The sequence below is a fragment of the Bacillus sp. PK3-067 genome (assembly GCF_056738645.1).
In genome coordinates this window covers 4,053,265-4,077,334 of sequence record NZ_CP096490.1, presented here as the reverse complement: position 1 = coordinate 4,077,334, position 24,070 = coordinate 4,053,265, and the positions used below count along the sequence as shown (strand labels likewise).

Below are 24,070 nucleotides of genomic sequence, written 5' to 3'. Positions count from 1 at the left end.
ATTTGTTATCATTGTATCACAATTGTAACAAAAATACACGGGTATATTTCAACGCCTTAACAAAATTCGACATGAAACGTCACGTTTATTTATGAGAAGGGAATAGAATATACTTTTCCATAAGTATAAATGTCGAATGATTTGTAGTAATATTACAAAAGTATGACAGGGAATAAAAAAACGAAGGCAATGTAGTTGCCTTCGTTTTTTATTATTTTGCCCACTCGCTTACTTGCTCTACGCTCATGCGAGGTGCAGGGTGGCCTTTTAAAGTTGATTCACCAATTGTAATAAGCATAATTGGAACGTAACGAGATGAAACGTTAAATTCGTCTGTCAGTGCTTGTGGATTGAAGCCACCAATAGCACAAGTATCCCAACCAGTTGCTTTAGCTGCAAGCATAAGTTGCATTGCTGCTAAAGATGCATTTGAAAAGGCAGCATCTCTTGGGAATTGTTCACGAGCATATGCAGATTCAATATTTTTAGCTAAGCGTTCTTTTGCTTCTTCTTTCATAAATCCTTGTTCTACAATTGGACCATATACTGGCTCAACATTTTTATAAGCTTCTAAATCACCTAAAATAGCGACTACTGCAGAAGCATCAAGAATTTGTTGTTGGTTATAAGCTATTGGGTGTAATCGTTTTTGTACATCTTCACCTTGAAAAACAAGGAATTTCCAGTGTTGTAAGTTCCAAGCGGAAGGTGCTTGTGCTGCTGCTTTTAAAATCTCATGTAATTCTGTAGATGAGATTTCTTTATTTGGGTTGAATGCACGTGTAGATGTGCGTTCATATAGAACGTTAAAAAAGTTGTCGTTTGTCATAATATATCCTCCAAATTGTATATAAAATTATCGGGAAAACGCAATGTATATTACTTACATTTTGTAAGTTATCGAATTTAAGAATATAATATCTTTATTTTAATTGTCAAGTTTTAAGGAATAAGCTAGGGCATTCATACAAACGATATAATTCCTATAATCATACACTAAAAAAGGAATTTATAGAGTGAAAAGGGAAGATAACATTCTCAATTAGCTTGTTAATATGTATTTCTCACAAATTAAAGTTTATTGGAGAACAGTCTTTTAAAAATGTTTGTGAGGAATTCAGTAGAACAAGATATATGAAGTGAGTGAAGACTAGTGATGAACATACTACATTTTTTATTAGAGAATACGGTTTTCCAAAATGTGTTACAAGATCTGCAGTTAAATGTCCTTTATATAGAAAATGGATGTAAACATCAACAAACGATAGAAAATATCCATCCAAAATGTATGTTTATAGCAAATAGTTTTGAAGAGGGCGAACTATTATTTCAAAGAACGAAACCGCACATTATAATTATGTATGTAACAGATTATTCTCAAATAAAATATATAAAGAATATGTATACCTCGCAAAGTACATTCATTGTCATTTGGGATCAACAAATAACAAAGGAATTTACAGATGTACTTGCATTAGGAATACGTAATATTGTAATAGCCCCTGTAACTCCGCAAGCAGTGTTAGAAGAAGTGAATAAGAGTTTGTATCAACTTTCTTTAGTAAGGCAAGTTAGTTTACAACAGGAACTGCTTCAAACGATGTTTGATTTTCAAAATGATTTATTATTTATAGTAGAAGATGATGAAATTGTTGATTGTAATACAAATTTTTTAACGTTTTTCGGATATGAAAATTTGTTTGCCTATCGCGAGCAACATTTAGTATTTGCTGAACATTTTATTAGAGAAAATGGATACTACTCGACGACGCATGATATAACATGGCTAGACGATACTTTATCAAGCGGTAGAAGAATTAAGATGTCAAATTATGAAGGGGCAGTATCTACTTTTCTATTACGTGCGACACCATTGCCAGAAGATTTATCAAGATTTATTGTAAAGTGCACGGAAATTACAGAATTAGATGAAATCTATCAAGAACAAGAAAGACTTGCTATGATAGATTCATTGACAGAGATTTATAATCGTTTAAAGTTTCAACAAATACTAGAGGTAGAATGGGAAAAGGTAATACGTAATGATGAGAAAATAGCAATTATTTTATTTGATATAGATAATTTTAAAACAGTTAATGACACATATGGTCATGATTTTGGCGATTTGGCATTAATACAACTTGCAGAGCTTATGAAATCTAAAGTGGAGCAGCAACATGTATTTGCAAGATGGGGAGGGGAAGAATTCATTATATTAGTGACAAATACAGTAGAAAAGGAAGCATTTCAAGTTGCGGAATCATTACGATTCTTCATTGAAACAAAGCAATTCACTGGAATTTCGAAGTTAACAGCTAGCTTTGGGGTTGCGTTATATGAACAAGGAACTACAAGAGAAGAATTAATGCAACGAGCGGATATTGCATTATATGAAGCGAAAAAAAATGGAAAGAATCAAGTATGTGTGTATAGAAAAGAAAAAATGTGATTTTTCGCAACAAATTGTTGCGATTTTTTTTTATTGTTTGATAATAGAATAGGGGGACAATTTTTAGCGAAGGAATTATGGAGGATCAATATGATAAAAAAAGTAATGGTGGTGGCTTCACTGTCTGCTATAGTTGGCGGCGGAGTATACTATTTTCTTGTTAGCCCCAATATAAAGGAAAACACTGTATTAACAACTAAAGTGAATCCTACTATTGAATCGGAAGTACAAGGGAATATAGAAGAAAAAGAAGAGCAACAAATTGATTATGCTAGCATATCTCAAAAATTAGATCAATATTTAGTCGGAAAGCAATTCAATGGAACAGTTTTGGTAACAGATAAAGAGCATGTTATATTGAATAAAGGATATGGGTATGCTGATGTTCAAAATAAAATAGAAAATACGCCTCAAACAAAATATCGTATCGGTTCTATTACGAAAACAGTCGTTGCCACATCTATTTTACAGCTGCAAGAACAAGGGAAATTGAATATTCAAGATAATGTAAATAAATATATTCCTTCATTTCCGGAGAATAAAAATATTACGCTATATCATTTATTAACGCATACCTCTGGTTTACCTGAACACGCAAAAGGCAATATTAATGCGGCTTCCCGCTTACAATTAATTAATTGGATTGGACGTCAAAATTTAGAATTTCCTGCAGGAACAGGTTGGAGATATACAGATTATAATTATATGGTGCTTGCTTATATAATAGAACATATATCGAAAAAACCTTTAGGAGATTACATAAAAGAAAACATATTTGTAAAAGCAGATATGCATGAATCCGGTATGGGAAATATGGTACCTGGAGATAAAAATTTTACAAAGGGTTATGTGAAAAAAGATCAAGAGCTTGTACCAGCGCAGAAGTTAGGCATGGATTGGCTATATGGTTGTGGTGAGATGTATACGACAGTTGGAGATATGAAGAAATTAGACGAAGCAATTATAAATGGAAAACTTCTTTCTGAACAAAGTATACAAGCAATGTTTTCACCTTCAGCAGAACGGAAATATGCATTTAGTTTTTATATATATCCAGATTATTTTCATAATCATGGTGTATTATCTGGTTGGAACACTTTCAATAATTTTAATAAAGAAAAAGGAACTTTTGTTATTTTATTTTCAAATGTGAAAAATAGTATGGATGATGACTTTAATAAAGAGTTCCGAAAGATGGTAAATGATTTATTAGAACAAAGGGGATGAGAAAATGGAACATAAAACTTTATCAATAGGTTTCATTGGTATTGGCGTAATGGGAAAAAGTATGGTTTATCACTTAATGCAAGATGGTCATAAAGTATATGTATATAATAGAACGAAAGCAAAAACAGATTCTTTAGTGCAAGATGGTGCAAATTGGTGTAATACGCCAAAAGAGTTAGTAAAGCAAGTTGATATTGTAATGACAATGGTTGGATATCCACATGATGTAGAAGAAGTGTATTTTGGTATAGAAGGAATTATAGAACATGCCAAAGAAGGTATGATAGCAATTGACTTTACGACATCTACACCTACTTTAGCAAAACGGATTAATGAAGTTGCAAAAAGCAAAAATATATATACGTTAGATGCACCTGTCTCAGGAGGAGATGTTGGTGCGAAAGAAGCAAAACTCGCAATTATGGTAGGTGGGGAGAAAGAAATATATGATAGATGCTTACCTTTACTTGAAAAGTTAGGAACAAACATTCAATTACAAGGACCAGCTGGGAGTGGACAACATACAAAAATGTGCAATCAAATTGCGATTGCTTCCAATATGATTGGAGTATGTGAAGCTGTTGCTTACGCGAAGAAGGCTGGACTGAATCCAGATAAAGTGTTAGAGAGTATTTCAACAGGGGCAGCAGGTAGCTGGTCATTAAGTAATTTAGCTCCTCGAATGTTAAAAGGAGACTTTGAGCCAGGATTTTATGTAAAGCATTTTATGAAAGATATGAAAATTGCTTTAGAGGAAGCAGAAAAATTACAATTACCAGTCCCAGGCTTAAGTTTGGCGAAAGAATTGTATGAAGAGTTAATTAAGGATGGCGAAGAAAATAGTGGAACACAAGTACTATATAAAAAATATATAAGGGGGTAAACGAGGTGGACCTTCAAAAGTTTGATGAGATGATTGATACTGTACAGCGAGCTACTTGTATGCAAATTAATGAAAAACAAAAAGAAGCTTTTAAACAAAAATATGATTTTGAACCAGAATTTGAATATGGAAGAGATGAGAAGGGACATTATGTAATTCGAACCTCAAAAAAGATGTTAGAAGAAATGGAGTTTTATTTGGCATTGAAATATGATCGTGATGGAGTGGATCTTTATATGCAAGCTGAGATTGATGGTATATTTCATGTATCTGTTAGCTATGGTGAAGATGCCCTACATCTACAAGAATTGTTTCAATTTCTAGAAGAAAATAAATAAAAGTCCTCATTTGAGGACTTTTATTTATTTAGTCATCTTTAATTTTTATAATTATAAGTTAGAAGCGCGTCGGCATCGTTCAACCGGGAACGGGATAATTTGTGCGATGTGATTAGGACCAAATTGTTTTGTACGAGCATGGCGTATTATATAAAAAGCACACAGAATTGAAACAGGAATAGCGCCGAATAAACCAAATAATAAAGCGCTTACACAAGATGCGACAAATCCTAAAACACCAATTTCTAACTCTTCCATAATAGCTCCTAAAATAACAGGAAATGCTCCACATGTAACTCCAAGTATAAGTGCGATAAGTAAGCTCATGATTATCCCCCTCTGTTTGCGATATTATTTTCCTTCTAAGTTAATTGTAGTATATCACATATAAAACAGAATTTTCAGAAAAAATTAAATAAATGTTCAAAAAATGTTCGAAAAATGCACTTGAAAAATTAAGGTGTAAATTTGTGATGAAATGGTACTTTCAAGTAAATAAAAAATCAGACTTATTTCAAAATGAAATAAGCCTTTTCCATAGGAGGATGTATATATGTAGAGTGAATAAAAGTTTGGAAAAGGGGGTCCAAGTCCTTTTATTCAACTAACTACCTTAATAGATTGGAACCCAGCCTTCAGTTGTCACAAAAATACGAATAGCTACAACTTGGCGATCATCTTGCAAGGTAAAATAATGTCTTGCATTTTCAGGAACAGATATTAAATCGCCTGGCTCAAGTTCAACATCAAAGAATTTCCCATCTTTACCTTCAATAGCGAAAATGCCGTGACCACTGACGATAAAGCGAACTTCGTCATCTGTATGATGGTGTTCCTTTTGGAAATTAATTAATAATTCGTCAAGGTTAGGTGTGCTACTTGAAAGTGAGATTACATCATGTGCTTTATAACCTCGACGTGCTGAAACATCAGCGATTTCTTTTGAAAAAATAGCTAATATTTCAGCTTTGTTTTCATCTGTTAACGAATAATTTTCATTTAAATGAGTAGGAAGTTTAGAAATATTCCATTTCTCATATAAAACGCCTTCCTCTTGTAGAAATTTAGATACTTCCACTTCATTTTCAATACGAGTATTTACTTCATGAATACGAATTTGCGCCATTAGAAACGCCTCCTTGAATTGATAATAGTTTTATATGAAATTGGAATAAAAACTCATAAGCTTCTAATCTCTTCTTTGCATCAAAGCTATCTCGGCCCCATACGGTAATACCGTGGTTACGGATTAATACTGCACCCGAATCTCCTTGTATATGCTTTCGGAAGTTTTCTCCAAGTGTTGGGATATGGGCATGGTTTTCGATAATAGGAATGTGAATGGTTGCACCTTCTTCCCAAATATCGAGAGCTTTAATAATTTCTTGATTTTGAAGGGTGACTGCATCACTATATAAATTTGTGATGACATTATTATCGGTTGTATGAACATGAAGTACGCAACCGGCATTCGTATTGTTATAAATGTGTGTATGCAATATTGTTTCTGCTGAAGGGCGTAATTCAGTCTCTAAAACGGGAACTCCTACATGATCTACTAATAGAAAATCATCTGGAGTGGTTTTTGTTTTATCTTTACCGCTTGCCGTAATAAGAAAAGTAAGTGGTTCATGACTAACCTTTATAGAAATATTACCACTTGTTGCTGGGAACCAATTTCGTGTTGTTAACTCTTTTTTTATCTCGCTTAAGTCATACCATTGACGAAAAAGTTGTTTCATGCCTTCACCTCCAACAAAAGTTTTAATTCAGCTTGCACATCTTGAAATGTTTCAAACGGTGTATAAGCAATATGATTTTCTTCACACTTTGTAATAAGAAAATCGCGAGCGAATACTTTATCAGCTTGTTTCGCGGCTTGTAAATCAGTAATAGAATCTCCAATTACAATATGAAAGTCATCTGTATCACTTAATTTACGGATTAATGATGATTTACATAATCCGCAATGATTTTGACAATGATCATCACAAGAATGGGGCCATTTAACTGTAATAAACTCTGCTGAAAAGTCTGTTTCATTACAATAAATTTGCTCTTTTGGAATGATTCCTTGTAAGAGTGGATAGACGAAGAAATCCATTCCACCTGATATCACGTAAAAAGAAATGTTATTTTCCTTTACGAATTGTATAAACTCATGAAAACCACTACGGATTTCAGCAGTTTCTATTAAAAATTGAATAATATCATCGTGCAGATTAGTAGGTATTAATTGAAATAATTGAGAAACACCTTCTTGAATGGATAGTTCTTGTGATAAAATTTTATTCTTTACTTCTTCGGCTTCTGGTGGTGCGAATTTTTCCATAATGGACATAATGTTATCATTATTTGTAATCGTGCCATCGAAATCACAAAATACTTGAATACTCATAATTTCACCTCATAAGAGGGATTTCCCCATATTTGTAGTGCACTATGCAAATTTATGTCGTCTACTTCATGGAGTGGTTTATTTTGCAAAGTAGCATCAATTGCAGTACGGAAAGCTTTACCGCCGCCTTGCGCTCCATTTGGATGTCCGTGTATCCCGCCGCCAGCATTAATAACAACATCTTTACCGAAATCTCGTACAATAAAGGGAACGAAACCAGGATGAATACCAGCAGACGGAACAGAAAAGCTCTTCTTGAAAGATGCATCGTCTTCAGTTAAATATTTTGAGATAGCAAGAGCCTCCTCTTTTTCTAGCGCAACACTTCCGTATGGAGATGGGAATAATGAAAAGTCAGCCCCAGCATAACGTAGTAGCTTTCCAAGTAATAATGGAGATGAAACTCCATATAACTTGGATGCTGAATAAGCACCACTTACAGCAGGATGTGCCATAATAGGAACTGGGATTTCATCATCTTCTGCAAGTGATTGTAGTACATCTAGTCCGTAAGCAAATACGTTAAATAATAGAATATCAGCTCCAGCTTGCACTGCACGTTTAGCATTTTCTTTTAAATCAAAAGTTCGTCCTGTTAAATTTACGGCATATAACGTTTTATGTCCGTATGTTTCATATACAGATTGTAAAACTTCTTTTCCAGATACAATGCGTTTCGTAAGTGGTGTTAATGCATTTTCAAATAATATTTCATCATCTTTTACTATATCTACACCACCAATTGCTTGATCGCGTAATTGCGTTTTTAAATACCCAATGTTTCGTCCAATCATTCCTTTAAAAATACTCATTAAAAGGGGACGATCATGCACTTGTAAAAGATTTCGAATACCATCTATCCCGAATTTTGGACCAGGAAAATGTTTTTTTAACTCGTCTGAAAAAGTTAAGTCAATTAATTTTACTTCGCCATCAAGTGATAGCTTTCCAAATGTAGTCGTTAAAATCGCTGGTAAATCTGGACTGAAGTTTAATAGCGGATATTCGATTTTAATAATTCCGCGTTTTACTTTTTTACGTAAATACGAATTGGTATGTTCATGTTCAGCTAATTCCTCAACATGAATGACGTTGCCTTTATGCTGCTTTAATTGTTCTTGCAATAAGTGTGGCAAATGAGTCCAAGAGCCAATTGTTAAACCGAGTGCAATTTGCTCAGCTTTTTTTTCTAAGTTATGTGAATCATCATGGATTAAATACGTCGCTATAATTCCGCTCATTGTTATAACCTCCTAGTTAAATAAAAAAACCTCTCAGCTAAGGAGAGGTTTTTTTACAACCAGCTCCTTATCTGTCAGCGTAATGCTGCGAGAATTAGCACCGTGTCTACAATTGTAGATCGGTTGCCGGGTTTCGTCGGGCTCGTCCCTCCACCTGCTCTTGATAAGAAGTATTTAGAAATGTTTAAATTTTTAAGATAACTGAATTTTGTCAGATATTTTTCGTGTTGTCAATTACTTTTTGAAAAAATTTAATTTATCAATTCGATTAATGGCTTCTCGTAATCTATCTTCTGTATGTAAGAGACCAACACGGACATACCCTTCGCCATGCTCACCAAATCCAACACCAGGAGCAACTGCGACATGTGCTTTTTCTAGTAAAATATTAGAAAATTGCTCAGAGGTATATCCTTTTGGAACGGGAAGCCATGCAAAGAATGATCCTGTTGGAATGTCTACATTCCAACCAATTGAGTGACAGGCTGAAATAAGAGCGTTTCTTCGAGATTCGTAACTATTTACAAGGTCTATTACACAAGACTGTGAACTTAATAGCGCTTCTCGAGCAGCATCTTGAACTGCACCGAATATACTAACATACATATGATCTTGTAATAGGTTAATTGTTTCAATCACACTTTCATTCCCTACAGCAAAAGCGATGCGCCAGCCAGCCATATTGAAAGTTTTTGATAATGTGTAAATTTCAATTCCTATATTTTTCGCACCATCTGCTTGCAAGAAACTAACAGGTTTTTGACCATCAAATCCGATAGCGCCATAAGCAAAATCGTGAACAACTAATATATTATGTTTATTAGCAAAGTGAATGGTTGCATCAAAAAAATCTTTTGATGCAGTAGCACCGGTAGGATTATTTGGATAGTTTAAAAACATTAATTTTGCACGCTCTGCAATAGAGTCATCAATGTTCGTATAATCTGGTAAAAAGTTATTTTCTGCAATAAGTGGCATTCTTTCAAATTGTGCTTTTGCTAAAGCAACCCCGGATAAATAATCTGGATAACCTGGATCCGGAACGAGAATCGTATCACCAGGATTTGTAAAACAAATCGGTAATTCTACTAGTCCAGCCTTCCCACCAAACAAAATAGCAACTTCAGTTTTTGGGTTTAATTCGACGCCATATTCACGTTTATAGAATGTAGCCACGGCTTCCTTTAAGCTTTCATGTCCGCGAAATGGCGGATATTTATGATGAATGGTCTTTTCGGCAGCATCTTGTAAAGCTTTTACGATATGCTGCGGTGTTGGTTGATCTGGATTACCTTGACCTAGATTAATAACATCGTGACCAGCTGCAACGACTTTGTTAACTTTTGCAACAAGTGAAGCGAAAAATTGTGTTGGCAATGATGTTACTATCTCAGAAGGTTGAAATAATTTCATACTTTCCACCTCTTTTGAAAGTTGTTACAATTCTAGTGACAAATGATATAATCTTTCCAGTATTTTGTAAAGAGAAAAATAAGAATGGGGCTGAAAAAATGAAAGTCGCATGTATTCAAATGGATATTGTTTTTGGAGATGTAGAAAAAAATATTGAGAATGCTAAAAATAAAATAAGTGAAGCTATGAAGGAAAGGCCAGATGTTATCGTCTTACCAGAACTATGGACAACAGGATATGATTTAACGAGACTTTCTGAAATTGCAGATAGGGATGGAGTGGAAACGAAAGAAAAGTTAATAGAATGGGCGAAGCGATATGATGTACATATTGTTGGTGGGTCCATCGCAAAGCAAACAGAGCAAGGCGTTACAAATACGATGTATGTTGTAAATAATGAAGGACAGTTAGTCAACGAATATAGTAAAGTACATTTATTTCAGCTTATGGATGAACATAAATATTTAATAGCTGGTAATGGTACGGGCGAATTTAAGCTAGATGATGTTGAATGCGCTGGAACAATTTGTTATGATATTCGTTTTCCAGAGTGGATGCGTGTTCATACTGCTAAAGGGGCAAAAGTATTATTTGTTGTAGCTGAATGGCCATTAGTTCGTTTAGCACATTGGCGTTTGCTATTGCAAGCAAGAGCAGTTGAAAATCAGTGTTATGTTGTTGCGTGTAATAGAGCAGGGAAGGATCCGAATAATGTGTTTGCAGGTCATTCTTTAATTGTGGATCCTTGGGGTGAAGTTGTAGTAGAGGCGAATGAAGAGGAATCAATTTTATTTGGAGAGCTTGAATTCGAGAAAATTAAAGAAGTACGTAAAGGAATTCCAGTTTTTGCGGATCGCCGTCCAGAATTATACAAATAAAATGTTGACAAGTGATTTTTATTCTTGGTATAGTCTTCAACATAAAGTTAAAAATTCAAAAAATTATACAACTCTTATCAAGAGCAGGTGGAGGGATTTGGCCCGATGAAGCCCAGCAACCGACCGTAATACCATTGTGAAATGGGGCGTTTATTACGCCAAAAGGCACGGTGCTAATTCCAGCAGAAAGTAAAACTTTCTGGCAGATAAGAGGGGAGAAGATAAACTTCAAACCTCTTTCTTAGTGGAAAGAGGTTTTTCTATGTTAGAAAAACCTCTGAATTTAAAAAGGGGGAGAAGAAGATGGGATATTATTCATTAACAGAAATAACAGCTGTACAATATGCGAAAGATCATGGCTATTTTGAAGAGAAGGCAAATGTCATTTGTCATGAAATTGGAGATGGAAACTTAAATTACGTGTTTAAATTAGATGATGGAGAGAAATCCATTATAATAAAACAAGCACTGCCTTATGCGAAAGTAGTTGGTGAAAGCTGGCCATTGTCTATAAAAAGAGCAACGATTGAAAGCAAGGCATTACAAATTTTTGCGCAGTATGTACCGGATTATGTTCCAGTAGTGTACAGTCATGACGAAGAGTTAGCGATAACGGTAATAGAAGACTTATCAAGACTAACAATTACAAGAAAAGGATTAATAGACGGAGAAGAATATCCGCTTTTATCCCAGCATATTGGTCGTTTTCTAGCACATGTTTTATTTTACACTTCAGATTTTGGTTTACAGTCAAAAGAGAAAAGGGTACTAGAAGGTACCTTTGTAAATCCGGACCTTTGTAAAATTACAGAGGATTTAGTGTTTACAGATCCTTTTGGGCATTATGATACAAATGATTATGAGCGAGATTTACAGCTCGTGGTTGATGAACTTTGGAGTGATAAAACTTTAAAACTAAAAGTAGCACAATATAAATATAAGTTCTTAACAAGAAAAGAAACTCTTATTCATGGTGATTTACATACTGGTAGTATTTTTTCGTCACCTTCTGAAACGAAAGTGATTGATCCAGAATTTGCGGCATATGGCCCATTTGGGTTTGACATAGGTCAATTTATTGCAAATCTATTATTAAATGCGTTATCTAGAGAAGAAGAAAAGAGAAGTGTACTATTTTTCCATATAGAAAAGACGTGGAGTTATTTTGTAGAGACTTTTACAAAGTTATGGATTGGAGAAGGTGTAGAAGCATATACGAAAGAAAAACAATGGTTACCAATTATTTTGCAAAATATCTTTACTGATGCTGTTGGATTTGCCGGATGTGAACTAATTCGTAGAACAATTGGTTTAGCTCATGTAGCAGATTTAGATGAAATAGAAAATAAAGAAACAAGAATTCAAGCTAAGAAACAAGCGCTATCCTTAGGAAAAGAACTAATAAAATATGAATCTAAAAGTGCTGATATTCAACTGTTTCGAACATTATTTCAACAGACAGTTTCAAGGGGTGTAAAAGCATGAGTACAATCGTTACTGTTCCGAGATCTGTAAGTTGGAAAGGGGATGCAATTGCGGTATTAAATCAAACGAAATTGCCACATAGCACAGAATACAAAACATTAACGACTATTGAAGAGGTTTGGAAAAGTATCATAATGTTAGAAGTACGCGGAGCGCCTGCAATTGGAATTGTAGCTGCATTTGGCTTGGCGCTTGCAGCGAAAAAATATAATACTTTACATATCGAAGAATTTCAAAAGAAGTTTAATAGAGACTGTAACTATTTAGGGACATCACGCCCAACGGCAGTAAATTTATTTTGGGCAATTGATCGTATGAGAGAATCTATTCGAGAGATTACTACAATAAAAGAAGCACAAAAAATATTAGAAGAAGAAGCGCTTCGCATTCAACAGGAAGATGAAGAGGTGTGTCGAAATATTGGGGAATATGCGTTAACATGTTTTAAAGATGGCGATAATATTTTAACAATCTGTAACGCTGGAAGTATCGCAACTGCCAGATATGGAACTGCATTAGCTCCCTTTTATATTGGAAAAGAGAAAGGTGTGCGTTTACATGCATATGCGTGTGAAACGAGACCAGTTTTACAAGGTGGTCGCTTAACGACGTGGGAATTGAAGCAAGCAAATATTGATGTGACCCTTATAACAGATAATACTGCAGCTCATGCTATTCAAACGAAAGAAATAAACGCAATTATTGTGGGGGCGGATCGAATTGTCGCAAATGGAGATACAGCCAATAAAATAGGGACAATGAATTTAGCTATTTTAGCAAAGTACTTTAATATCCCATTTTACGTTGCTGCGCCACTGTCAACATTTGATGTTACGAAAGAAACTGGAGCCGAAATTATTATTGAAGAAAGAGATGAAACAGAAGTTACGAAAATCTTTGGAAAACAAGTAGCACCAATTGGAACGGATGTTTATAATCCAGCATTTGACATAACGCCGAATGAATTAATTACAGGAATTATTACTGAGAAAGGTATTATACGCGGGGATTATAAACGAGAAATTGCATCATTATTTGAAAAACAAGCTAATACATAATAGCTTGTTTTTTTATGCCTAAATGCAGTGTTTTCTCTTACTTATATAATGAAAGGAGGGGAAGAGGGTGGAAGAGTGGATCAAGATGATAGGTAATGTAGGGTTTCCGATTGTTGTAACATTATATTTACTCCACCGTATTGAAAGTAAATTAGAGGGGGTAATTGTTGCAATTGAGAAGCTCCCGCGGCAATTACTAAAGTACGAAGATCCTCGGGATAAAAAATAAAGTTTGCTCTTCTTGAGCAAACTTTATTTTTATTGAGCGGTATAACCACCATCGATAACGACAGCTTGACCAGTTATACCTTTAGCTTTTTCACTCGCTAAAAACATCGCATAATCTGCAATTTCTTGTACTTGTAATAAGCGCTTTTGTGGAACGAGTGGATAAATAACATCTTCTAAAACATTTTCAAGTGGTACATTTCGTGTAGTAGCTAAGTCTTGTAGTTGATTACGTACAAGGGGGGTATCAACATAACCAGGGCAAAGGGCATTAACAGTAATACCATGCGTAGCACCTTCTAAAGCGGCAACTTTTGTTAATCCAATTACGCCATGTTTTGCACTATTGTAGGCAGCTTTTCCAGCAAACCCGACAAGGCCGTTAATAGAAGCGACATTAATAATACGACCATATTTTTGTTGTTTCATAATCGGAAAGGCATGCTTAATTGCAATAAACGGAGCAATTTGCATAATTTGAATTAGTAGCTCGAACTTTTCAGTTGGAAAGTCTTCAATGGGTGAAACGTGTTGCATTCCTGCGTTGTTAATTAATATATGTAATGAACCGAAATGATCAACTGTTTGAGAAATTGCTGCTGTAATTTCCTCTTCAGATGTAACGTCACATTTTAAACCGATAGCTTGAAAACCTTCATTTTGTAATTGTTCAGCAGCTTCTTTTGCACGTTCTTCAAGCCGATCGGTAATCACAACTTTTGCACCTTCTTTTGCAAAAGCCTTTCCCATTTCATAACCAATGCCACTTGCAGCACCTGTTAAAAAGACAACTCGATTTGTAACCATGATGAAAAACATCCCTTCATAATAAAGTTTTCATAGTGCTCTATTTAGAGAAGCTATAATGAAATTCCTGCAAACATTTAGAAAAATATCGTTAGCTATCTTGTTTTGCAAAATAGTCTTTGCTATACTATTTTGTAAAGCAAGGTAGTAGGAGGATTTGAATTATGTCGACAAGTCAAATGCTGAAAGGGATTTTAGAAGGATGCTTACTTGCTATTATTTCTGAAGGCGAAATATACGGTTATGAAATGAGTGAAAAGCTAGCGAAGTATGGTTTTACAATGGCGAGTGAGGGAAGTATTTATCCGTTATTAATACGAATGCAAAAAGAAGGACTAATAACAAGCGTAATGAAGGAATCTCCATCTGGTCCAAAGAGAAAATATTATACATTAACAGAAAAAGGCGAGGAAGCACTTGATGAATTTATGGATCGCTGGGAAACGATGCAAAGTAGTGTAGAACGTCTACTTGAAGGGAAGGGAAGGAGAAAATAATGCTATCAAGTGAAGCGCGAAAGTTTTTGTTAGATATGAGATTATTTTTGACGGCAAAGAGTGTGAAAGAAAGCGATATTGAAAATTTTATAGAAGATGCGGAACTCCATTTAATTGAGGGTGAGAGTGATGGGAAAAGTGTAGAAGATATTTTCGGAAGCTCACCGAAAGAATATGCAAATGAACTTGTCAAAGTAATGGAAAGAGATAGACAGGAAACGTGGAAGCAAATTGGTTTTACAGTAATGAATATCGTATCGTTTTGGATTATTGCTTCTATCTTAATAGTGAATCATGGAATGTTACAGATTTCACTTATTCAGTGTATCGGTTATAGTTTTTCATTGATTTTAGTTGTTATAGGTCCTAATTTTCTACTTCGCAAAATGGCCTTCGTCACAAGTTTTACAAAAACATGGTTTTCTATGTGGTCTTTAGTTATGATCGCTCCAATGTTTTTATTAGGAGCTGTTACGATATTAGACGTGATATATCCGACAAAAATGCTCACATTCACCGAAGTGCAAAGTTATATAGTGGCTGGTGGGATTTTTATCATCACAGTAGCTATAAATATATATTTTGAAGGATGGTTTAAAAACTTATATTTAATCATTCCACTTTCAATTATGTTAGTGTTTAAAACATTTACAACGGAAGACCTTGTTCCAATGTTATTTCAAATTATATGTTTATACGGAAGTTTATTTATTTTAATTTTTGTTGAAATTATGATGAAGGCGAATAGAAGAGAAATGGTTAAATAAGGGAGGGGCTATAATGCAGATTTCTAAAGAAGGAGAAAAGTTCTTAATCGATACGAAAGTATATTTAATAACAAAAGGAATTAAAGAGGAAGATGTTGACGCTTTTTTAGAAGATGCAGAACTTCATTTAATTGAAGGTGAGAAAGAAGGAAAAACGGTAAGTAATATATTTGGTGATTCGCCAAAAGAGTATGCGGAAGAATTAGCGAAAGAGATGGAGAAGGATAAAGGCGGAAGTATAAAGAGTGTTTTAGGAATGATTATTGGGATAGGTGGGTATTGGTTACTAACCAATATTTTATTTGGAAATCCGAATCAACAATTTACGTTAACAAATGTACAGGTAATTGGTTATCCTATCGTTTTAATTATTACAATTATTGGAACGGTTTTTGCGTTTAGAATGTCTTCTTTTAAAAGTAAATTAGTAGAGTTTGGAATTATTTATGTAATAGTAATGATACCTATTTTATTATTAGTGTTATTAATGTTTATGAATAAATGGTATGGGACGCCAATTTTACAATTGTCGACAATGCAGACATATATATTAGCAGTAAGTATATTTTTATTACTTCTTATTGGTGAAGTATATGTTCTTGGTTGGATGGGTGTTTTGGTACTAATTGTTCCTCTTGCGATTATGTTCTTATTTAAAGACTTAGAAGAAAGAAATGTATTTTGGGGAATTGCAAAGATATTACTTATGTATGGAAGTATATATGGATTAATGAGATGGTCTTTAAAAATTGAAGAAAGAAAAAGTGTGAACTAGAAATTCAATAAAAAGCGGCTGCTCTGGATATACCAAAAATTATTTCCAAAGAAATATTATATAGGGATTTTTAGAGGGATTACATTTACCTTTAGTTGTCTATTTTTATTTCTAGCAGCCGGGATTTGTTTTGTTGATTGGAATAAGTTGTTTTAAACAGTAACATGAGGGTTACTGTTTTTTTCTTTGCAATAAAGAGCTTTGTAAAGAGAGTGTTTTTTGTTCGTTCGTCAATAGAGACTGAATAGGAACATTTTCAGGGCGCGGGACTATCGGATACATAAGATTGGTTGGAGAAGGATGGTGCTCCGAGCCAGTTGGGGAATGAGGATCTGCGTGAGTAAGTTTTCCGTGAACACGTCTTGTAAATAAAATATGACCGATTTCGTGAGCGAGCGTATATATATTTTTCATAGGAGCAGCCGAGTTTGTTAAAACGATATATCCGGTAAGTTGTTGCTGTTTTGCTAAAGAGTAAGCGCAGGCAATTACTGCTGTTTCTTTGAAATAATCACTGCCAATATAACAAATATAAAGGTCGCATTCAGGAGCTTCATTTACACATGTTTGGAAAAAGGATGCCAGCTTTTCTTGACTTTGAATGGAATTTTTATAACTGATTTCACGGTCAAAAAAACGGAAAAGTTCATTTAATACAATTACTTCTTGAATTTGAAATGTAATGGGGTGCCAAATTGATTCTGCAACAGCTAAATCTTTTGCGATTCGGTCATCAGAAATATCGGCGCCGGGAGTAATACAAATACATATATTGACGTATGGATCCATAAGGAACACCTCAACTGAAAAAAAGTTCTTCCTATAATATATGTGGGGAAAAGATGTCATGTATGGATAAACGCCTTCTTTATTGAATATATAGATGACAAGTCGAAAAAATTTCATAGTTCTATAACGTAGTGTGATCATCTTTTTGATATAGTAAAGAAAAGGGGGAGAATATATGTATACATTAAAAATCGTTTCAGACAGAGAAGCTCTTTATCAATTTGCAAGTTATGTAAGAGTTGTACAAGGGGTGGAAGATGTATATGTAGAGGTGGGAGAACCTTTATATGAACATCCGTTAATGAAGTTTTATGTACATATTAAGCTGAAAGAAACATATGAGCAGCATAAAGCGTTACAGGAAATAGCAAGATTAGTAGAATTGGGGCGTTTTACATATGTCCATTATCGTAATGATGAAATTGAGGAAGCTTTTGAAGCTGTAAAATATGAAAGTTTTAAGAAATAAAGGTGAAAAAAAGGAGGCGAAAGCTTCTTTTTTTCTTTAAAATTACATGAACAAAAAGAGCAAAATTTTGTTATGATAAGGGAGGTTAGGGAAAGGGGAATTTACATATGGGGTATATTGAAGAGTTACGAAAAGTCGTTGGTACAAGGCCGCTTATTCTCGTAGGATCAGCAATTATTATATTAAACGATAATCAAGAAGTATTGCTTCAATATCGTTCAGATACATATGATTGGGGTGTACCTGGTGGGGCGATGGAACTGGGCGAAACGACAGAAGAAACTGCACGTAGAGAGTTATTTGAGGAAACGGGGTTAACTGCAAAAATAATGCAATTTCTTGGTGTTCTATCAGGAAAAGAAGTATATTTCCGTTATCCGAATGGCGATGAAATTTTCAATGTTATTCATCTGTATCAGGCACATTATGTGAGCGGGGAATTAAAGCTCGATCATGAAGGGTTAAAACTTCAATATTTTCCAGTAGATAAGTTGCCAAAATTGAATGAAACGACAGAGAAAATTTTACAAAAGTTTTTATATGCGCTGACAGAATAGAAGGTTAATTCCTTCTATTTTTATTATATTAAATATTTTGATTTTTTAGTATGTTTATAGTATGATAGTTATAGATATACATCTTATGGAATTTCACCTAAAAACTGACTAGGGTACATAAGAGAGGGGCAAGTGCAAAATGCATAATGTTGTTATTACAGCTGCAGTTCGTTCGCCAATTGGAACTTTTGGAGGAGCGCTAAAAAATGTAACGCCAGTAGAATTAGCTGTTCCTGTACTTCAGGAAGCTGTAAAACGAGGCGGGGTAGAACCACATGAAGTTGATGAAGTAATTTTAGGTCATTGTATTCAAAGAACTGATGAAGCAAATACGGCGAGAACAGCTGCATTAGCGGCAGGATTTCCTGACACAGTTACGGGATATACAATCCAACGTCAATGTTCTTCAGGTATGCAAGCAATTATGTCAGCTGCAATGCAAATCCAATTAGGTGTAAGTGATGTTGTTGTTGCAGGTGGGGTAGAAGCGATGAGTTCGAGCCCTTATGCATTGAAACAGCACCGCTGGGGACAACGTCTACAGCACGGAGAAATTCGTGATACGGTGTGGGAAGTGTTAGAAGATCCGATTCACCATATTATGATGGGTGAAACAGCGGAAAATTTAGTTGAACAATATGAAATTACAAGAGAGGAACAAGATGAGGTTGCTCTTCGCAGTCATACATTGGCACTGAAGGCAATCGAGTCTGGATACTTTGACGATCAAATTGTTCCTATTACAATAAAAGAGCGTAGAAAAGAAGTTGTATTTTCGAAGGATGAACATCCACGTGCAGATATTACAGCTGAAAAATTAGCTGGATTGAAGCCGGCGTTCCGTAAAGATGGATCAGTGACTGCTGGAAATGCATCTGGCCTTAATGACGGGAGTGCAGTTCTAGTATTAATGAGCGAAGAAAAAGCGAAAGAAAAAGGTTTACAACCGTTAGCTAGAATTGTTGGATATTCAGTAGCTGGAGTAGATCCAAAAATTATGGGTATTGGACCAGCACCAGCAATTCGTAAAGGTTTAGAAAAAGTAGATTGGTCATTGGAAGATGCAGATTTACTTGAAATTAATGAAGCTTTCGCGGCTCAATATTTAGCTGTAGAGAAAGAGTTAGGCTTAGACCGTGAAAAAGTGAACGTAAACGGTAGTGGCGTAGGACTTGGGCATCCAATTGGTTGTACAGGGGCTCGTATTACAGTAAGTTTAATTCACGAATTAAAAAGACGTGGGTTAGAAAAAGGAATTGCCTCTTTATGCGTCGGTGGCGGTATCGGGGTTGCCTTATTTATAGAAGCACTATAAAAAAGAAGCAGCTATTGCTGCTTCTTTTTTTACGACTCAAATAGATGATGGAATAATCGATCGCGATTTTCAAAGAAAAGTTTCGTCGTTTGGTAATGCTCAGTTTCTTCTAATGTGGATTCGTGAATTCCCTCTTGTGTTAAAGAATATATAGTGGATTCAGGATAAGCCATTAAAATAGGAGAATGCGTCGCGATAACAAATTGTGAACCTTGTTCAGCTAGTTCGTGCATTCGAATGAGCATGGAAAGTTGTCTCATTGGTGATAAAGCTGCCTCAGGCTCATCTAAAATGTATAAACCTTGTCCTGAAAAACGGTTCATAAATAATGAGAAGAATGATTCACCGTGTGATTGTTTGTGTAGTGAGATACCACCATAAGAGTTGATAACCGGATTCCCACGTGCTTCTCTATCAGCATCTATTTCATCAATATAAGAAGCAACGTTATAAAATGATTCAGCGCGAAGAAAGAAACCGTCGTTTGGTGTATTGAAACTTTTTGAAATTCGAAGGTATTCATGTAAAGATGAATGGGAATCGTTTGTGCTAAAGCGGAAGTTCTTCGTTCCACCTTCTGCATTAAAACCTAACGCAATTGCAATTCCTTCAAGTAATGTTGATTTACCTGTTCCGTTTTCTCCAATAATGAATGTTACATTTGGATGGAAATCTAGTGATTGTAATGTTCGAATAGCGGGTAAGCAGTAAGGATATGCGGAAAAACTAGGGATATTTTCTTTTTTTAATGTGACATTTTGTAAAAAGGGTACGTCAATCAATATATAAACCTCAATTCATAACGGATTTTGAATTTAAAAAGGCAGCAAATACAAGTGTTAATGACACCTGAATCCCTTCTTGTTTTCTGAATATTTTATGTGGATTATATCATTTAAACTATCATATTCCAATGTGAAAATAAATATTGCATGAAGATTCATTCTCTCGTTATGATATATGGTATTCTATTGAAAATGTGAGAAGGAGTTAAAGTATGCCGTTTACATTTGCACATCCAGCAGCAGTTCTTCCTTTTGCGAAAAAGCACTCTAAACATATTTCAGTAACGGCTCTTATATTAGGTAGTATGGCGCCTGACTTTGAATATTTTTTGCACTTTAGACCCTATGGTGTTATTGGCCATACATGGCTTGGGTTCTTATATTTAAATTTACCGCTTGTATTTCTAATCGCATACATATATCATTACATTTTAAAAAAGCCGTTTATAACGCATTTGCCTAAACCGTTTGCTGGTTATTATTCATATGCAATAGATGAGAGGTGGGGGCTACATACCTGGAAAGAATTCTTTGTATTTTGCTATTCTGCATTATTCGGTATGCTCACGCATGTCGTTTTGGATGCATTTACTCATAATACAGGCTATTTCGTTATGAAAATAGCATTGTTACAAATTGAATTACACAGTATTCCATTGTATAAATATATGCAACATGGGAGTACATGTGTTGGCTTATTATTGCTATTATACGTACTATGGAAGTATAAAGATGAAACAGGGAAAGATATGATTGTAGCTTTAGAAAAAAGAAAGTATTGGGTTTCGATAATCATTGTGACAGCTTTTATATTTATCGTGCATGCGTTCCTAGACCCCTATTTTCATATTTTCCAAATTGGAGGTATAATAGTATCTGGACTGACAAGTTCATTTTGTGGAATTGTCATTGTTTCTATAGTTTACAAAGCAAGGGACTAATTGTATATTCATGAATGATAGCGTTAGGAGAAATGAAATGATGAAAGCATGGAAAAGTATTTTTGTTTTATGTAGTTTTCTTCTTATGTTAAGTGGTTGCTTCCATCAAGAAGAAAAGAAAGCTGAACCGAAGAAGAAAGAATCTATTCCTGAAACGAAAGAATATGGTGGGCGTGAGCTGAAAAAAGTAGGACAAAAAGTGAAAGAAACAGGATGGGGTACTTTCAAGTTAGAGCAGATGCATTCTGTGAATCAAACATTTGAAGTAGCGCCAATGAAAATTCACGTACAAGATGTGAAAGTAATCTCTTTATCACAAATGAGTGAAAAGGCAAAAAATACATTGAAAGTATACACGGCACTAACTCCTGAAGAAGTAAAACGTAGATTAGGGGATAAAGTAAGCCAAGAAGATGCAGAATTATATGCATCGCTAAGTGGAACAGAGATTAGTAATACAATTCGTTACGTTGAGATTACATATAAAGTGGAGAATAGCGGAAATAAAAATATGCAATTTTTCTCTATGAATGATGTTATGATTAATGGTAAGCAACATTTTAAAGTAGCCACTCAAAACTTTTTATATGACGAAGATACGTTAGTTGGTACAAAAAATGTATCAAGAGAAGACTATAAGCCTGGTGAAATAAGAGATGGTATTATTGGTTTAATACTTGACGATGGAAAAGACAAGGTAAAGGATATTCAGTTTACAACTGATGATTTACTTGCAGGAGATTCAGAAACACAAGATGTTGTAAAAGAGCCACAAACGTTTAACATCTCACTAAAATAATGTAAGACAAAACAGTCAGCATACAAATATTATGCTGACTGTTTTTTTATTTCTTTTATGTATGAATCTACATTTTGAAAAGGCACCTTAATTTTAAACGCATCTTTTTGTTCATTAAATTGCTTTTCATTGTAGGGACCGAAACGTTTATTGTGCTTTACATCAATAATCCAATAATGTTCACTTTTTTTATTCGCAATTGCTGCGTCAGGGTTATTTGGATCTGATTTTTCCTCAGTTTGTTTTGCAATAATGTATTTATCATCCCAAGCAATGTCTGTAATTTTTGCAGGGATGTATTGTGTGGCATATACAGCATCTTGCGAGGGGAAAAGTTCAAATGCATTTCCAGAAGTACGTATGAGTTCGTATTCATCGTTAACCGTATAAGTTAAGTGACTTGTGTTTCCTGCACAACCAGTTAATAGGAAGGCGACGAATAGGATTATCCATTTTTTCAATATGGGAACCTCCTTTATAATGCTATTGTAACAAATTGTACAAGAAAAGTAAGAGAAACGCTAGTTTACAATGTTTTTTAGAAGTGGTACGATGAGACGGGTAAAGAAGGATATGAAGGAGTCGACATAAAATGAAGTTAAAGATGCATCGTCCAGCGCTTGTAATGAATCGCATAGGTGCTTCCCTAATTGACATGTTTTTAATCTCGGTTATGTATGGTGCAGTAGTAGCTATTATGACCGGAAACTATAGTGCTATGTTTAAGCGCTTTAATATAAGCTTAGGTGATTTTAGATATGATTTCGCAGTAGTTTTCATATTAATGGCGATATATTTTATTGTATTACCCTTTATTTGGAACGGTGTTACACTTGGCAAAAAGGTAACGAGAATAAAATTAATTTCATTGAAGAGTGAAAAGCTAACGTTGCAAACATTAATTATAAGATTTTTTGTAGTGTTATTACCGAACGTATTGCTATTAGGAATTCCATTAATATGTAACGTATATATGATGTTGTTCCGCAAAGACAATTGCGGTTTTCAGGACTTAATTACAAAGACGAAAATAATAAGTCTTGTATAATAAAATAAAAAAAGACCCTTTTATATATAAAAGGGTCTTTTTTTATTTTATAAGTATATTGTGAATATTTACAGTAAGGAAAAACTAAAATGTGTCATTTCTATTTATAATAGATTGAAAATTAAGATAATGGTATAATGATTAAAAATAATATCTTTATCTCACCATTTGGGGCTGATTAAAGTTTTACTTTATATAATAAGGGGGAAGTTGAGATGACAGGAGGTAGCATAATTTTTTGGGGCATTCTCATTTTTATCGGTCTAGTTCTTGATCAGCGTAAGAGTAAGAAAAAAGAAGGATAAAAAGTAAACGTTTACAAATTGAATGGCAATTTTTCTTGCTTGCAGAATAATCTCATAAAGGAGTATACTGAATGACGGTAAGACTTATAGAAGGGGTAATGAAAATGAAGCTTGCAGGAAAAGTTGCTATCGTAACTGGCGGTGGCATCGGTATTGGACGTAATACAGCTCTTTTGTTGGCTAAACAAGGCGCAAAAGTTATTGTGACGGACATTGATCAAGAGAGTGGACAAGCAACAGTGGAGGAAATTACGAATCTAGGCGGAGAAGCCCTTTTTGTATTCTATGATATGGAAAAGCAAGGAGATTGGCAACGCGTTATTAGCATTACTTTGAATGCATTCAGTCGCATTGACATGCTTTTTCAAAATGCTGGTTTATATAAAATAGATTCTATTTTTTCTCGCCAACAAGAGAACGATTCCAATGTACTTTGTATTAATGACGTTTGGATAGAGATAAAACAATTAACGTCATCTTTTATGAAACAGCAAGAAGAAGTGGTGCTTAGTGATTTACCGATTTTCGGTATTATTGGCACGAAAGGACAATCATTTCATACAGTAGAAGCCCTAGTATAATAATGAAAACCGCCCTCAATATATGTGGACGGTTTTT

Annotated in this window: 30 protein-coding genes, 1 pseudogene and 2 riboswitches; of the genes and pseudogenes, 20 read left to right on the top strand and 11 right to left on the bottom strand. The window is 34.5% G+C overall.

Annotated features, from left to right (window positions below; translation table 11 throughout):
* Nucleotides 1-211: 211 nt before the first annotated feature.
* On the bottom strand, nucleotides 212-829 hold the full coding sequence (locus M1D73_RS20840; RefSeq protein ID WP_000180387.1) for a nitroreductase family protein: 618 nt from the start codon (nucleotides 827-829) through the stop codon (nucleotides 212-214).
* Nucleotides 830-1,156: 327 nt separating this feature from the next.
* On the opposite strand from M1D73_RS20840, the gene M1D73_RS20835 reads away from it, so the two are divergent.
* The 4 genes from M1D73_RS20835 to M1D73_RS20820 all read left to right on the top strand — a co-directional run bounded on the left by M1D73_RS20835 (nucleotide 1,157) and on the right by M1D73_RS20820 (nucleotide 4,897).
* Nucleotides 1,157-2,449 carry a GGDEF domain-containing protein gene (locus M1D73_RS20835; protein WP_001023185.1) on the top strand — a complete coding sequence of 431 codons (1,293 nt, stop codon included), beginning with the start codon at nucleotides 1,157-1,159 and terminating at the stop codon, nucleotides 2,447-2,449.
* A gap of 90 nt (nucleotides 2,450-2,539) precedes the next feature.
* On the top strand, nucleotides 2,540-3,676 hold the full coding sequence (locus M1D73_RS20830; RefSeq protein ID WP_000592910.1) for a serine hydrolase: 1,137 nt from the start codon (nucleotides 2,540-2,542) through the stop codon (nucleotides 3,674-3,676).
* Between the two features lie 4 nt (nucleotides 3,677-3,680).
* Nucleotides 3,681-4,559, top strand: coding sequence for an NAD(P)-dependent oxidoreductase (locus M1D73_RS20825; protein ID WP_025687569.1), 879 nt, complete (start codon nucleotides 3,681-3,683; stop codon nucleotides 4,557-4,559).
* A gap of 5 nt (nucleotides 4,560-4,564) precedes the next feature.
* Nucleotides 4,565-4,897, top strand: a complete 333-nt coding sequence (locus M1D73_RS20820; protein ID WP_000365619.1) for a DUF3909 family protein — start codon at nucleotides 4,565-4,567, stop codon at nucleotides 4,895-4,897.
* A gap of 51 nt (nucleotides 4,898-4,948) precedes the next feature.
* Here M1D73_RS20820 and M1D73_RS20815 read toward each other — a convergent pair whose 3' ends face one another.
* The 6 genes from M1D73_RS20815 to M1D73_RS20790 all read right to left on the bottom strand — a co-directional run bounded on the left by M1D73_RS20815 (nucleotide 4,949) and on the right by M1D73_RS20790 (nucleotide 9,949).
* A complete protein-coding gene (locus M1D73_RS20815) occupies nucleotides 4,949-5,224 on the bottom strand; it encodes a hypothetical protein (protein ID WP_000054659.1) in 276 nt (91 codons plus the stop codon).
* A 286-nt stretch (nucleotides 5,225-5,510) separates the two neighbouring features.
* Nucleotides 5,511-6,023: a 1,2-dihydroxy-3-keto-5-methylthiopentene dioxygenase gene (locus M1D73_RS20810; RefSeq protein ID WP_000057314.1), complete on the bottom strand. Its 513-nt coding sequence runs from the start codon at nucleotides 6,021-6,023 to the stop codon at nucleotides 5,511-5,513.
* Entirely contained in the window at nucleotides 6,001-6,639 is a 639-nt protein-coding gene (locus M1D73_RS20805) for a methylthioribulose 1-phosphate dehydratase (protein WP_000811341.1), read from the bottom strand. Before M1D73_RS20805 ends, M1D73_RS20810 begins: the two co-directional genes overlap by 23 nt.
* Nucleotides 6,636-7,295, bottom strand: coding sequence for a 2-hydroxy-3-keto-5-methylthiopentenyl-1-phosphate phosphatase (locus M1D73_RS20800; RefSeq protein WP_000027461.1), 660 nt, complete (start codon nucleotides 7,293-7,295; stop codon nucleotides 6,636-6,638). The genes M1D73_RS20805 and M1D73_RS20800 overlap by 4 nt, the downstream gene beginning before the upstream one ends.
* The gene (gene mtnW, locus M1D73_RS20795; protein ID WP_000014181.1) at nucleotides 7,292-8,536 is read right to left on the bottom strand and encodes a 2,3-diketo-5-methylthiopentyl-1-phosphate enolase; all 1,245 of its coding nucleotides are present in this window, start codon (nucleotides 8,534-8,536) and stop codon (nucleotides 7,292-7,294) included. The genes M1D73_RS20800 and mtnW overlap by 4 nt, the downstream gene beginning before the upstream one ends.
* Nucleotides 8,537-8,600: 64 nt before the next feature.
* Nucleotides 8,601-8,706: riboswitch (SAM riboswitch) on the bottom strand.
* 64 nt (nucleotides 8,707-8,770) lie between these two features.
* Nucleotides 8,771-9,949: a pyridoxal phosphate-dependent aminotransferase gene (locus M1D73_RS20790; RefSeq protein ID WP_000765518.1), complete on the bottom strand. Its 1,179-nt coding sequence runs from the start codon at nucleotides 9,947-9,949 to the stop codon at nucleotides 8,771-8,773.
* 14 nt (nucleotides 9,950-9,963) lie between these two features.
* Between M1D73_RS20790 and M1D73_RS20785 the strand changes: the two genes are divergently transcribed.
* The 4 genes from M1D73_RS20785 to M1D73_RS20770 all read left to right on the top strand — a co-directional run bounded on the left by M1D73_RS20785 (nucleotide 9,964) and on the right by M1D73_RS20770 (nucleotide 13,599).
* Entirely contained in the window at nucleotides 9,964-10,827 is an 864-nt protein-coding gene (locus M1D73_RS20785) for a carbon-nitrogen family hydrolase (protein ID WP_002204714.1), read from the top strand.
* A 71-nt stretch (nucleotides 10,828-10,898) separates the two neighbouring features.
* Nucleotides 10,899-11,040, top strand: a riboswitch (SAM riboswitch).
* A 90-nt stretch (nucleotides 11,041-11,130) separates the two neighbouring features.
* Complete coding sequence (gene mtnK, locus M1D73_RS20780; RefSeq protein ID WP_000542684.1) at nucleotides 11,131-12,312, top strand: S-methyl-5-thioribose kinase; 1,182 nt, start codon at nucleotides 11,131-11,133, stop codon at nucleotides 12,310-12,312.
* Nucleotides 12,309-13,370 carry an S-methyl-5-thioribose-1-phosphate isomerase gene (mtnA, locus tag M1D73_RS20775; protein ID WP_000104604.1) on the top strand — a complete coding sequence of 354 codons (1,062 nt, stop codon included), beginning with the start codon at nucleotides 12,309-12,311 and terminating at the stop codon, nucleotides 13,368-13,370. The genes mtnK and mtnA overlap by 4 nt, the downstream gene beginning before the upstream one ends.
* Before the next feature lie 67 nt (nucleotides 13,371-13,437).
* Nucleotides 13,438-13,599 (top strand): YvrJ family protein, encoded by a 162-nt coding sequence (locus M1D73_RS20770; protein ID WP_000393336.1) that lies wholly within the window; start codon nucleotides 13,438-13,440, stop codon nucleotides 13,597-13,599.
* A gap of 29 nt (nucleotides 13,600-13,628) precedes the next feature.
* Here the strand turns inward: M1D73_RS20770 and M1D73_RS20765 are convergent, their stop codons facing one another.
* Nucleotides 13,629-14,405, bottom strand: a complete 777-nt coding sequence (locus tag M1D73_RS20765; RefSeq protein WP_000258428.1) for a 3-hydroxybutyrate dehydrogenase — start codon at nucleotides 14,403-14,405, stop codon at nucleotides 13,629-13,631.
* 164 nt (nucleotides 14,406-14,569) lie between these two features.
* Here M1D73_RS20765 and M1D73_RS20760 point away from each other — a divergent pair, with 164 nt between their 5' ends.
* The 4 genes and pseudogenes from M1D73_RS20760 to M1D73_RS20745 all read left to right on the top strand — a co-directional run.
* Entirely contained in the window at nucleotides 14,570-14,902 is a 333-nt protein-coding gene (locus M1D73_RS20760; RefSeq protein WP_000107982.1) for a PadR family transcriptional regulator, read from the top strand.
* Nucleotides 14,902-15,669, top strand: coding sequence for a DUF1129 domain-containing protein (locus tag M1D73_RS20755; protein WP_000952886.1), 768 nt, complete (start codon nucleotides 14,902-14,904; stop codon nucleotides 15,667-15,669). Before M1D73_RS20760 ends, M1D73_RS20755 begins: the two co-directional genes overlap by 1 nt.
* A gap of 13 nt (nucleotides 15,670-15,682) precedes the next feature.
* Nucleotides 15,683-16,444: a DUF1129 domain-containing protein gene (locus M1D73_RS20750; RefSeq protein ID WP_048655576.1), complete on the top strand. Its 762-nt coding sequence runs from the start codon at nucleotides 15,683-15,685 to the stop codon at nucleotides 16,442-16,444.
* Between the two features lie 12 nt (nucleotides 16,445-16,456).
* Nucleotides 16,457-16,600: pseudogene (locus tag M1D73_RS20745) on the top strand (DNA-binding protein); the annotation flags it as partial.
* Nucleotides 16,601-16,615: 15 nt separating this feature from the next.
* Here M1D73_RS20745 and M1D73_RS20740 read toward each other — a convergent pair.
* Nucleotides 16,616-17,233 carry an ImmA/IrrE family metallo-endopeptidase gene (locus M1D73_RS20740; RefSeq protein ID WP_000371608.1) on the bottom strand — a complete coding sequence of 206 codons (618 nt, stop codon included), beginning with the start codon at nucleotides 17,231-17,233 and terminating at the stop codon, nucleotides 16,616-16,618.
* Between the two features lie 175 nt (nucleotides 17,234-17,408).
* On the opposite strand from M1D73_RS20740, the gene M1D73_RS20735 reads away from it, so the two are divergent.
* From M1D73_RS20735 to M1D73_RS20725, 3 genes are all read left to right on the top strand, one after another.
* On the top strand, nucleotides 17,409-17,702 hold the full coding sequence (locus M1D73_RS20735; protein WP_000288330.1) for a DUF3928 family protein: 294 nt from the start codon (nucleotides 17,409-17,411) through the stop codon (nucleotides 17,700-17,702).
* A 107-nt stretch (nucleotides 17,703-17,809) separates the two neighbouring features.
* Nucleotides 17,810-18,259, top strand: a complete 450-nt coding sequence (locus M1D73_RS20730; RefSeq protein ID WP_121868063.1) for an NUDIX hydrolase — start codon at nucleotides 17,810-17,812, stop codon at nucleotides 18,257-18,259.
* A gap of 139 nt (nucleotides 18,260-18,398) precedes the next feature.
* Entirely contained in the window at nucleotides 18,399-19,574 is a 1,176-nt protein-coding gene (locus M1D73_RS20725; RefSeq protein ID WP_000552078.1) for an acetyl-CoA C-acetyltransferase, read from the top strand.
* A 29-nt stretch (nucleotides 19,575-19,603) separates the two neighbouring features.
* On the opposite strand, the gene M1D73_RS20720 is transcribed toward M1D73_RS20725, so the two are convergent.
* The gene (locus M1D73_RS20720) at nucleotides 19,604-20,356 is read right to left on the bottom strand and encodes an AAA family ATPase (RefSeq protein WP_000568006.1); all 753 of its coding nucleotides are present in this window, start codon (nucleotides 20,354-20,356) and stop codon (nucleotides 19,604-19,606) included.
* Nucleotides 20,357-20,571: 215 nt separating this feature from the next.
* Here M1D73_RS20720 and M1D73_RS20715 point away from each other — a divergent pair, with 215 nt between their 5' ends.
* Together M1D73_RS20715 and M1D73_RS20710 are read left to right on the top strand one after the other, a co-directional pair.
* The gene (locus M1D73_RS20715; protein ID WP_001116851.1) at nucleotides 20,572-21,300 is read left to right on the top strand and encodes a DUF4184 family protein; all 729 of its coding nucleotides are present in this window, start codon (nucleotides 20,572-20,574) and stop codon (nucleotides 21,298-21,300) included.
* Between the two features lie 37 nt (nucleotides 21,301-21,337).
* On the top strand, nucleotides 21,338-22,099 hold the full coding sequence (locus M1D73_RS20710) for a hypothetical protein (protein WP_000973899.1): 762 nt from the start codon (nucleotides 21,338-21,340) through the stop codon (nucleotides 22,097-22,099).
* Between the two features lie 29 nt (nucleotides 22,100-22,128).
* On the opposite strand, the gene M1D73_RS20705 is transcribed toward M1D73_RS20710, so the two are convergent.
* A complete protein-coding gene (locus M1D73_RS20705) occupies nucleotides 22,129-22,560 on the bottom strand; it encodes a DUF3997 domain-containing protein (protein ID WP_000758789.1) in 432 nt (143 codons plus the stop codon).
* 131 nt (nucleotides 22,561-22,691) lie between these two features.
* Here M1D73_RS20705 and M1D73_RS20700 point away from each other — a divergent pair, with 131 nt between their 5' ends.
* The 3 genes from M1D73_RS20700 (at nucleotide 22,692) to M1D73_RS20690 (ending at nucleotide 24,033) form a co-directional block, all read left to right on the top strand.
* Complete coding sequence (locus M1D73_RS20700; protein WP_000769080.1) at nucleotides 22,692-23,147, top strand: RDD family protein; 456 nt, start codon at nucleotides 22,692-22,694, stop codon at nucleotides 23,145-23,147.
* A gap of 215 nt (nucleotides 23,148-23,362) precedes the next feature.
* Nucleotides 23,363-23,452 carry a hypothetical protein gene (locus tag M1D73_RS20695; RefSeq protein ID WP_000145638.1) on the top strand — a complete coding sequence of 30 codons (90 nt, stop codon included), beginning with the start codon at nucleotides 23,363-23,365 and terminating at the stop codon, nucleotides 23,450-23,452.
* A 71-nt stretch (nucleotides 23,453-23,523) separates the two neighbouring features.
* Entirely contained in the window at nucleotides 23,524-24,033 is a 510-nt protein-coding gene (locus tag M1D73_RS20690; RefSeq protein WP_000218413.1) for an SDR family NAD(P)-dependent oxidoreductase, read from the top strand.
* Nucleotides 24,034-24,070 lie beyond the last annotated feature (37 nt).

Excerpts from the sequence above, each read along its gene's own strand:
- M1D73_RS20840 (WP_000180387.1), bottom strand. The coding sequence starts at position 829 with ATGACAAACGACAACTTTTTTAACGTTCTATATGAACGCACATCTACA.
- M1D73_RS20835 (WP_001023185.1), top strand. The coding sequence starts at position 1,157 with ATGAACATACTACATTTTTTATTAGAGAATACGGTTTTCCAAAATGTG.
- M1D73_RS20830 (WP_000592910.1), top strand. The coding sequence starts at position 2,540 with ATGATAAAAAAAGTAATGGTGGTGGCTTCACTGTCTGCTATAGTTGGC.
- M1D73_RS20825 (WP_025687569.1), top strand. The coding sequence starts at position 3,681 with ATGGAACATAAAACTTTATCAATAGGTTTCATTGGTATTGGCGTAATG.
- M1D73_RS20815 (WP_000054659.1), bottom strand. The coding sequence starts at position 5,224 with ATGAGCTTACTTATCGCACTTATACTTGGAGTTACATGTGGAGCATTT.
- M1D73_RS20810 (WP_000057314.1), bottom strand. The coding sequence starts at position 6,023 with ATGGCGCAAATTCGTATTCATGAAGTAAATACTCGTATTGAAAATGAA.
- M1D73_RS20805 (WP_000811341.1), bottom strand. The coding sequence starts at position 6,639 with ATGAAACAACTTTTTCGTCAATGGTATGACTTAAGCGAGATAAAAAAA.
- M1D73_RS20800 (WP_000027461.1), bottom strand. The coding sequence starts at position 7,295 with ATGAGTATTCAAGTATTTTGTGATTTCGATGGCACGATTACAAATAAT.
- mtnW (WP_000014181.1), bottom strand. The coding sequence starts at position 8,536 with ATGAGCGGAATTATAGCGACGTATTTAATCCATGATGATTCACATAAC.
- M1D73_RS20790 (WP_000765518.1), bottom strand. The coding sequence starts at position 9,949 with ATGAAATTATTTCAACCTTCTGAGATAGTAACATCATTGCCAACACAA.
- mtnK (WP_000542684.1), top strand. The coding sequence starts at position 11,131 with ATGGGATATTATTCATTAACAGAAATAACAGCTGTACAATATGCGAAA.
- mtnA (WP_000104604.1), top strand. The coding sequence starts at position 12,309 with ATGAGTACAATCGTTACTGTTCCGAGATCTGTAAGTTGGAAAGGGGAT.
- M1D73_RS20765 (WP_000258428.1), bottom strand. The coding sequence starts at position 14,405 with ATGGTTACAAATCGAGTTGTCTTTTTAACAGGTGCTGCAAGTGGCATT.
- M1D73_RS20760 (WP_000107982.1), top strand. The coding sequence starts at position 14,570 with ATGTCGACAAGTCAAATGCTGAAAGGGATTTTAGAAGGATGCTTACTT.
- M1D73_RS20755 (WP_000952886.1), top strand. The coding sequence starts at position 14,902 with ATGCTATCAAGTGAAGCGCGAAAGTTTTTGTTAGATATGAGATTATTT.
- M1D73_RS20750 (WP_048655576.1), top strand. The coding sequence starts at position 15,683 with ATGCAGATTTCTAAAGAAGGAGAAAAGTTCTTAATCGATACGAAAGTA.
- M1D73_RS20740 (WP_000371608.1), bottom strand. The coding sequence starts at position 17,233 with ATGGATCCATACGTCAATATATGTATTTGTATTACTCCCGGCGCCGAT.
- M1D73_RS20735 (WP_000288330.1), top strand. The coding sequence starts at position 17,409 with ATGTATACATTAAAAATCGTTTCAGACAGAGAAGCTCTTTATCAATTT.
- M1D73_RS20730 (WP_121868063.1), top strand. The coding sequence starts at position 17,810 with ATGGGGTATATTGAAGAGTTACGAAAAGTCGTTGGTACAAGGCCGCTT.
- M1D73_RS20725 (WP_000552078.1), top strand. The coding sequence starts at position 18,399 with ATGCATAATGTTGTTATTACAGCTGCAGTTCGTTCGCCAATTGGAACT.
- M1D73_RS20715 (WP_001116851.1), top strand. The coding sequence starts at position 20,572 with ATGCCGTTTACATTTGCACATCCAGCAGCAGTTCTTCCTTTTGCGAAA.
- M1D73_RS20710 (WP_000973899.1), top strand. The coding sequence starts at position 21,338 with ATGATGAAAGCATGGAAAAGTATTTTTGTTTTATGTAGTTTTCTTCTT.
- M1D73_RS20700 (WP_000769080.1), top strand. The coding sequence starts at position 22,692 with ATGAAGTTAAAGATGCATCGTCCAGCGCTTGTAATGAATCGCATAGGT.
- M1D73_RS20695 (WP_000145638.1), top strand. The coding sequence starts at position 23,363 with ATGACAGGAGGTAGCATAATTTTTTGGGGCATTCTCATTTTTATCGGT.
- M1D73_RS20690 (WP_000218413.1), top strand. The coding sequence starts at position 23,524 with ATGACGGTAAGACTTATAGAAGGGGTAATGAAAATGAAGCTTGCAGGA.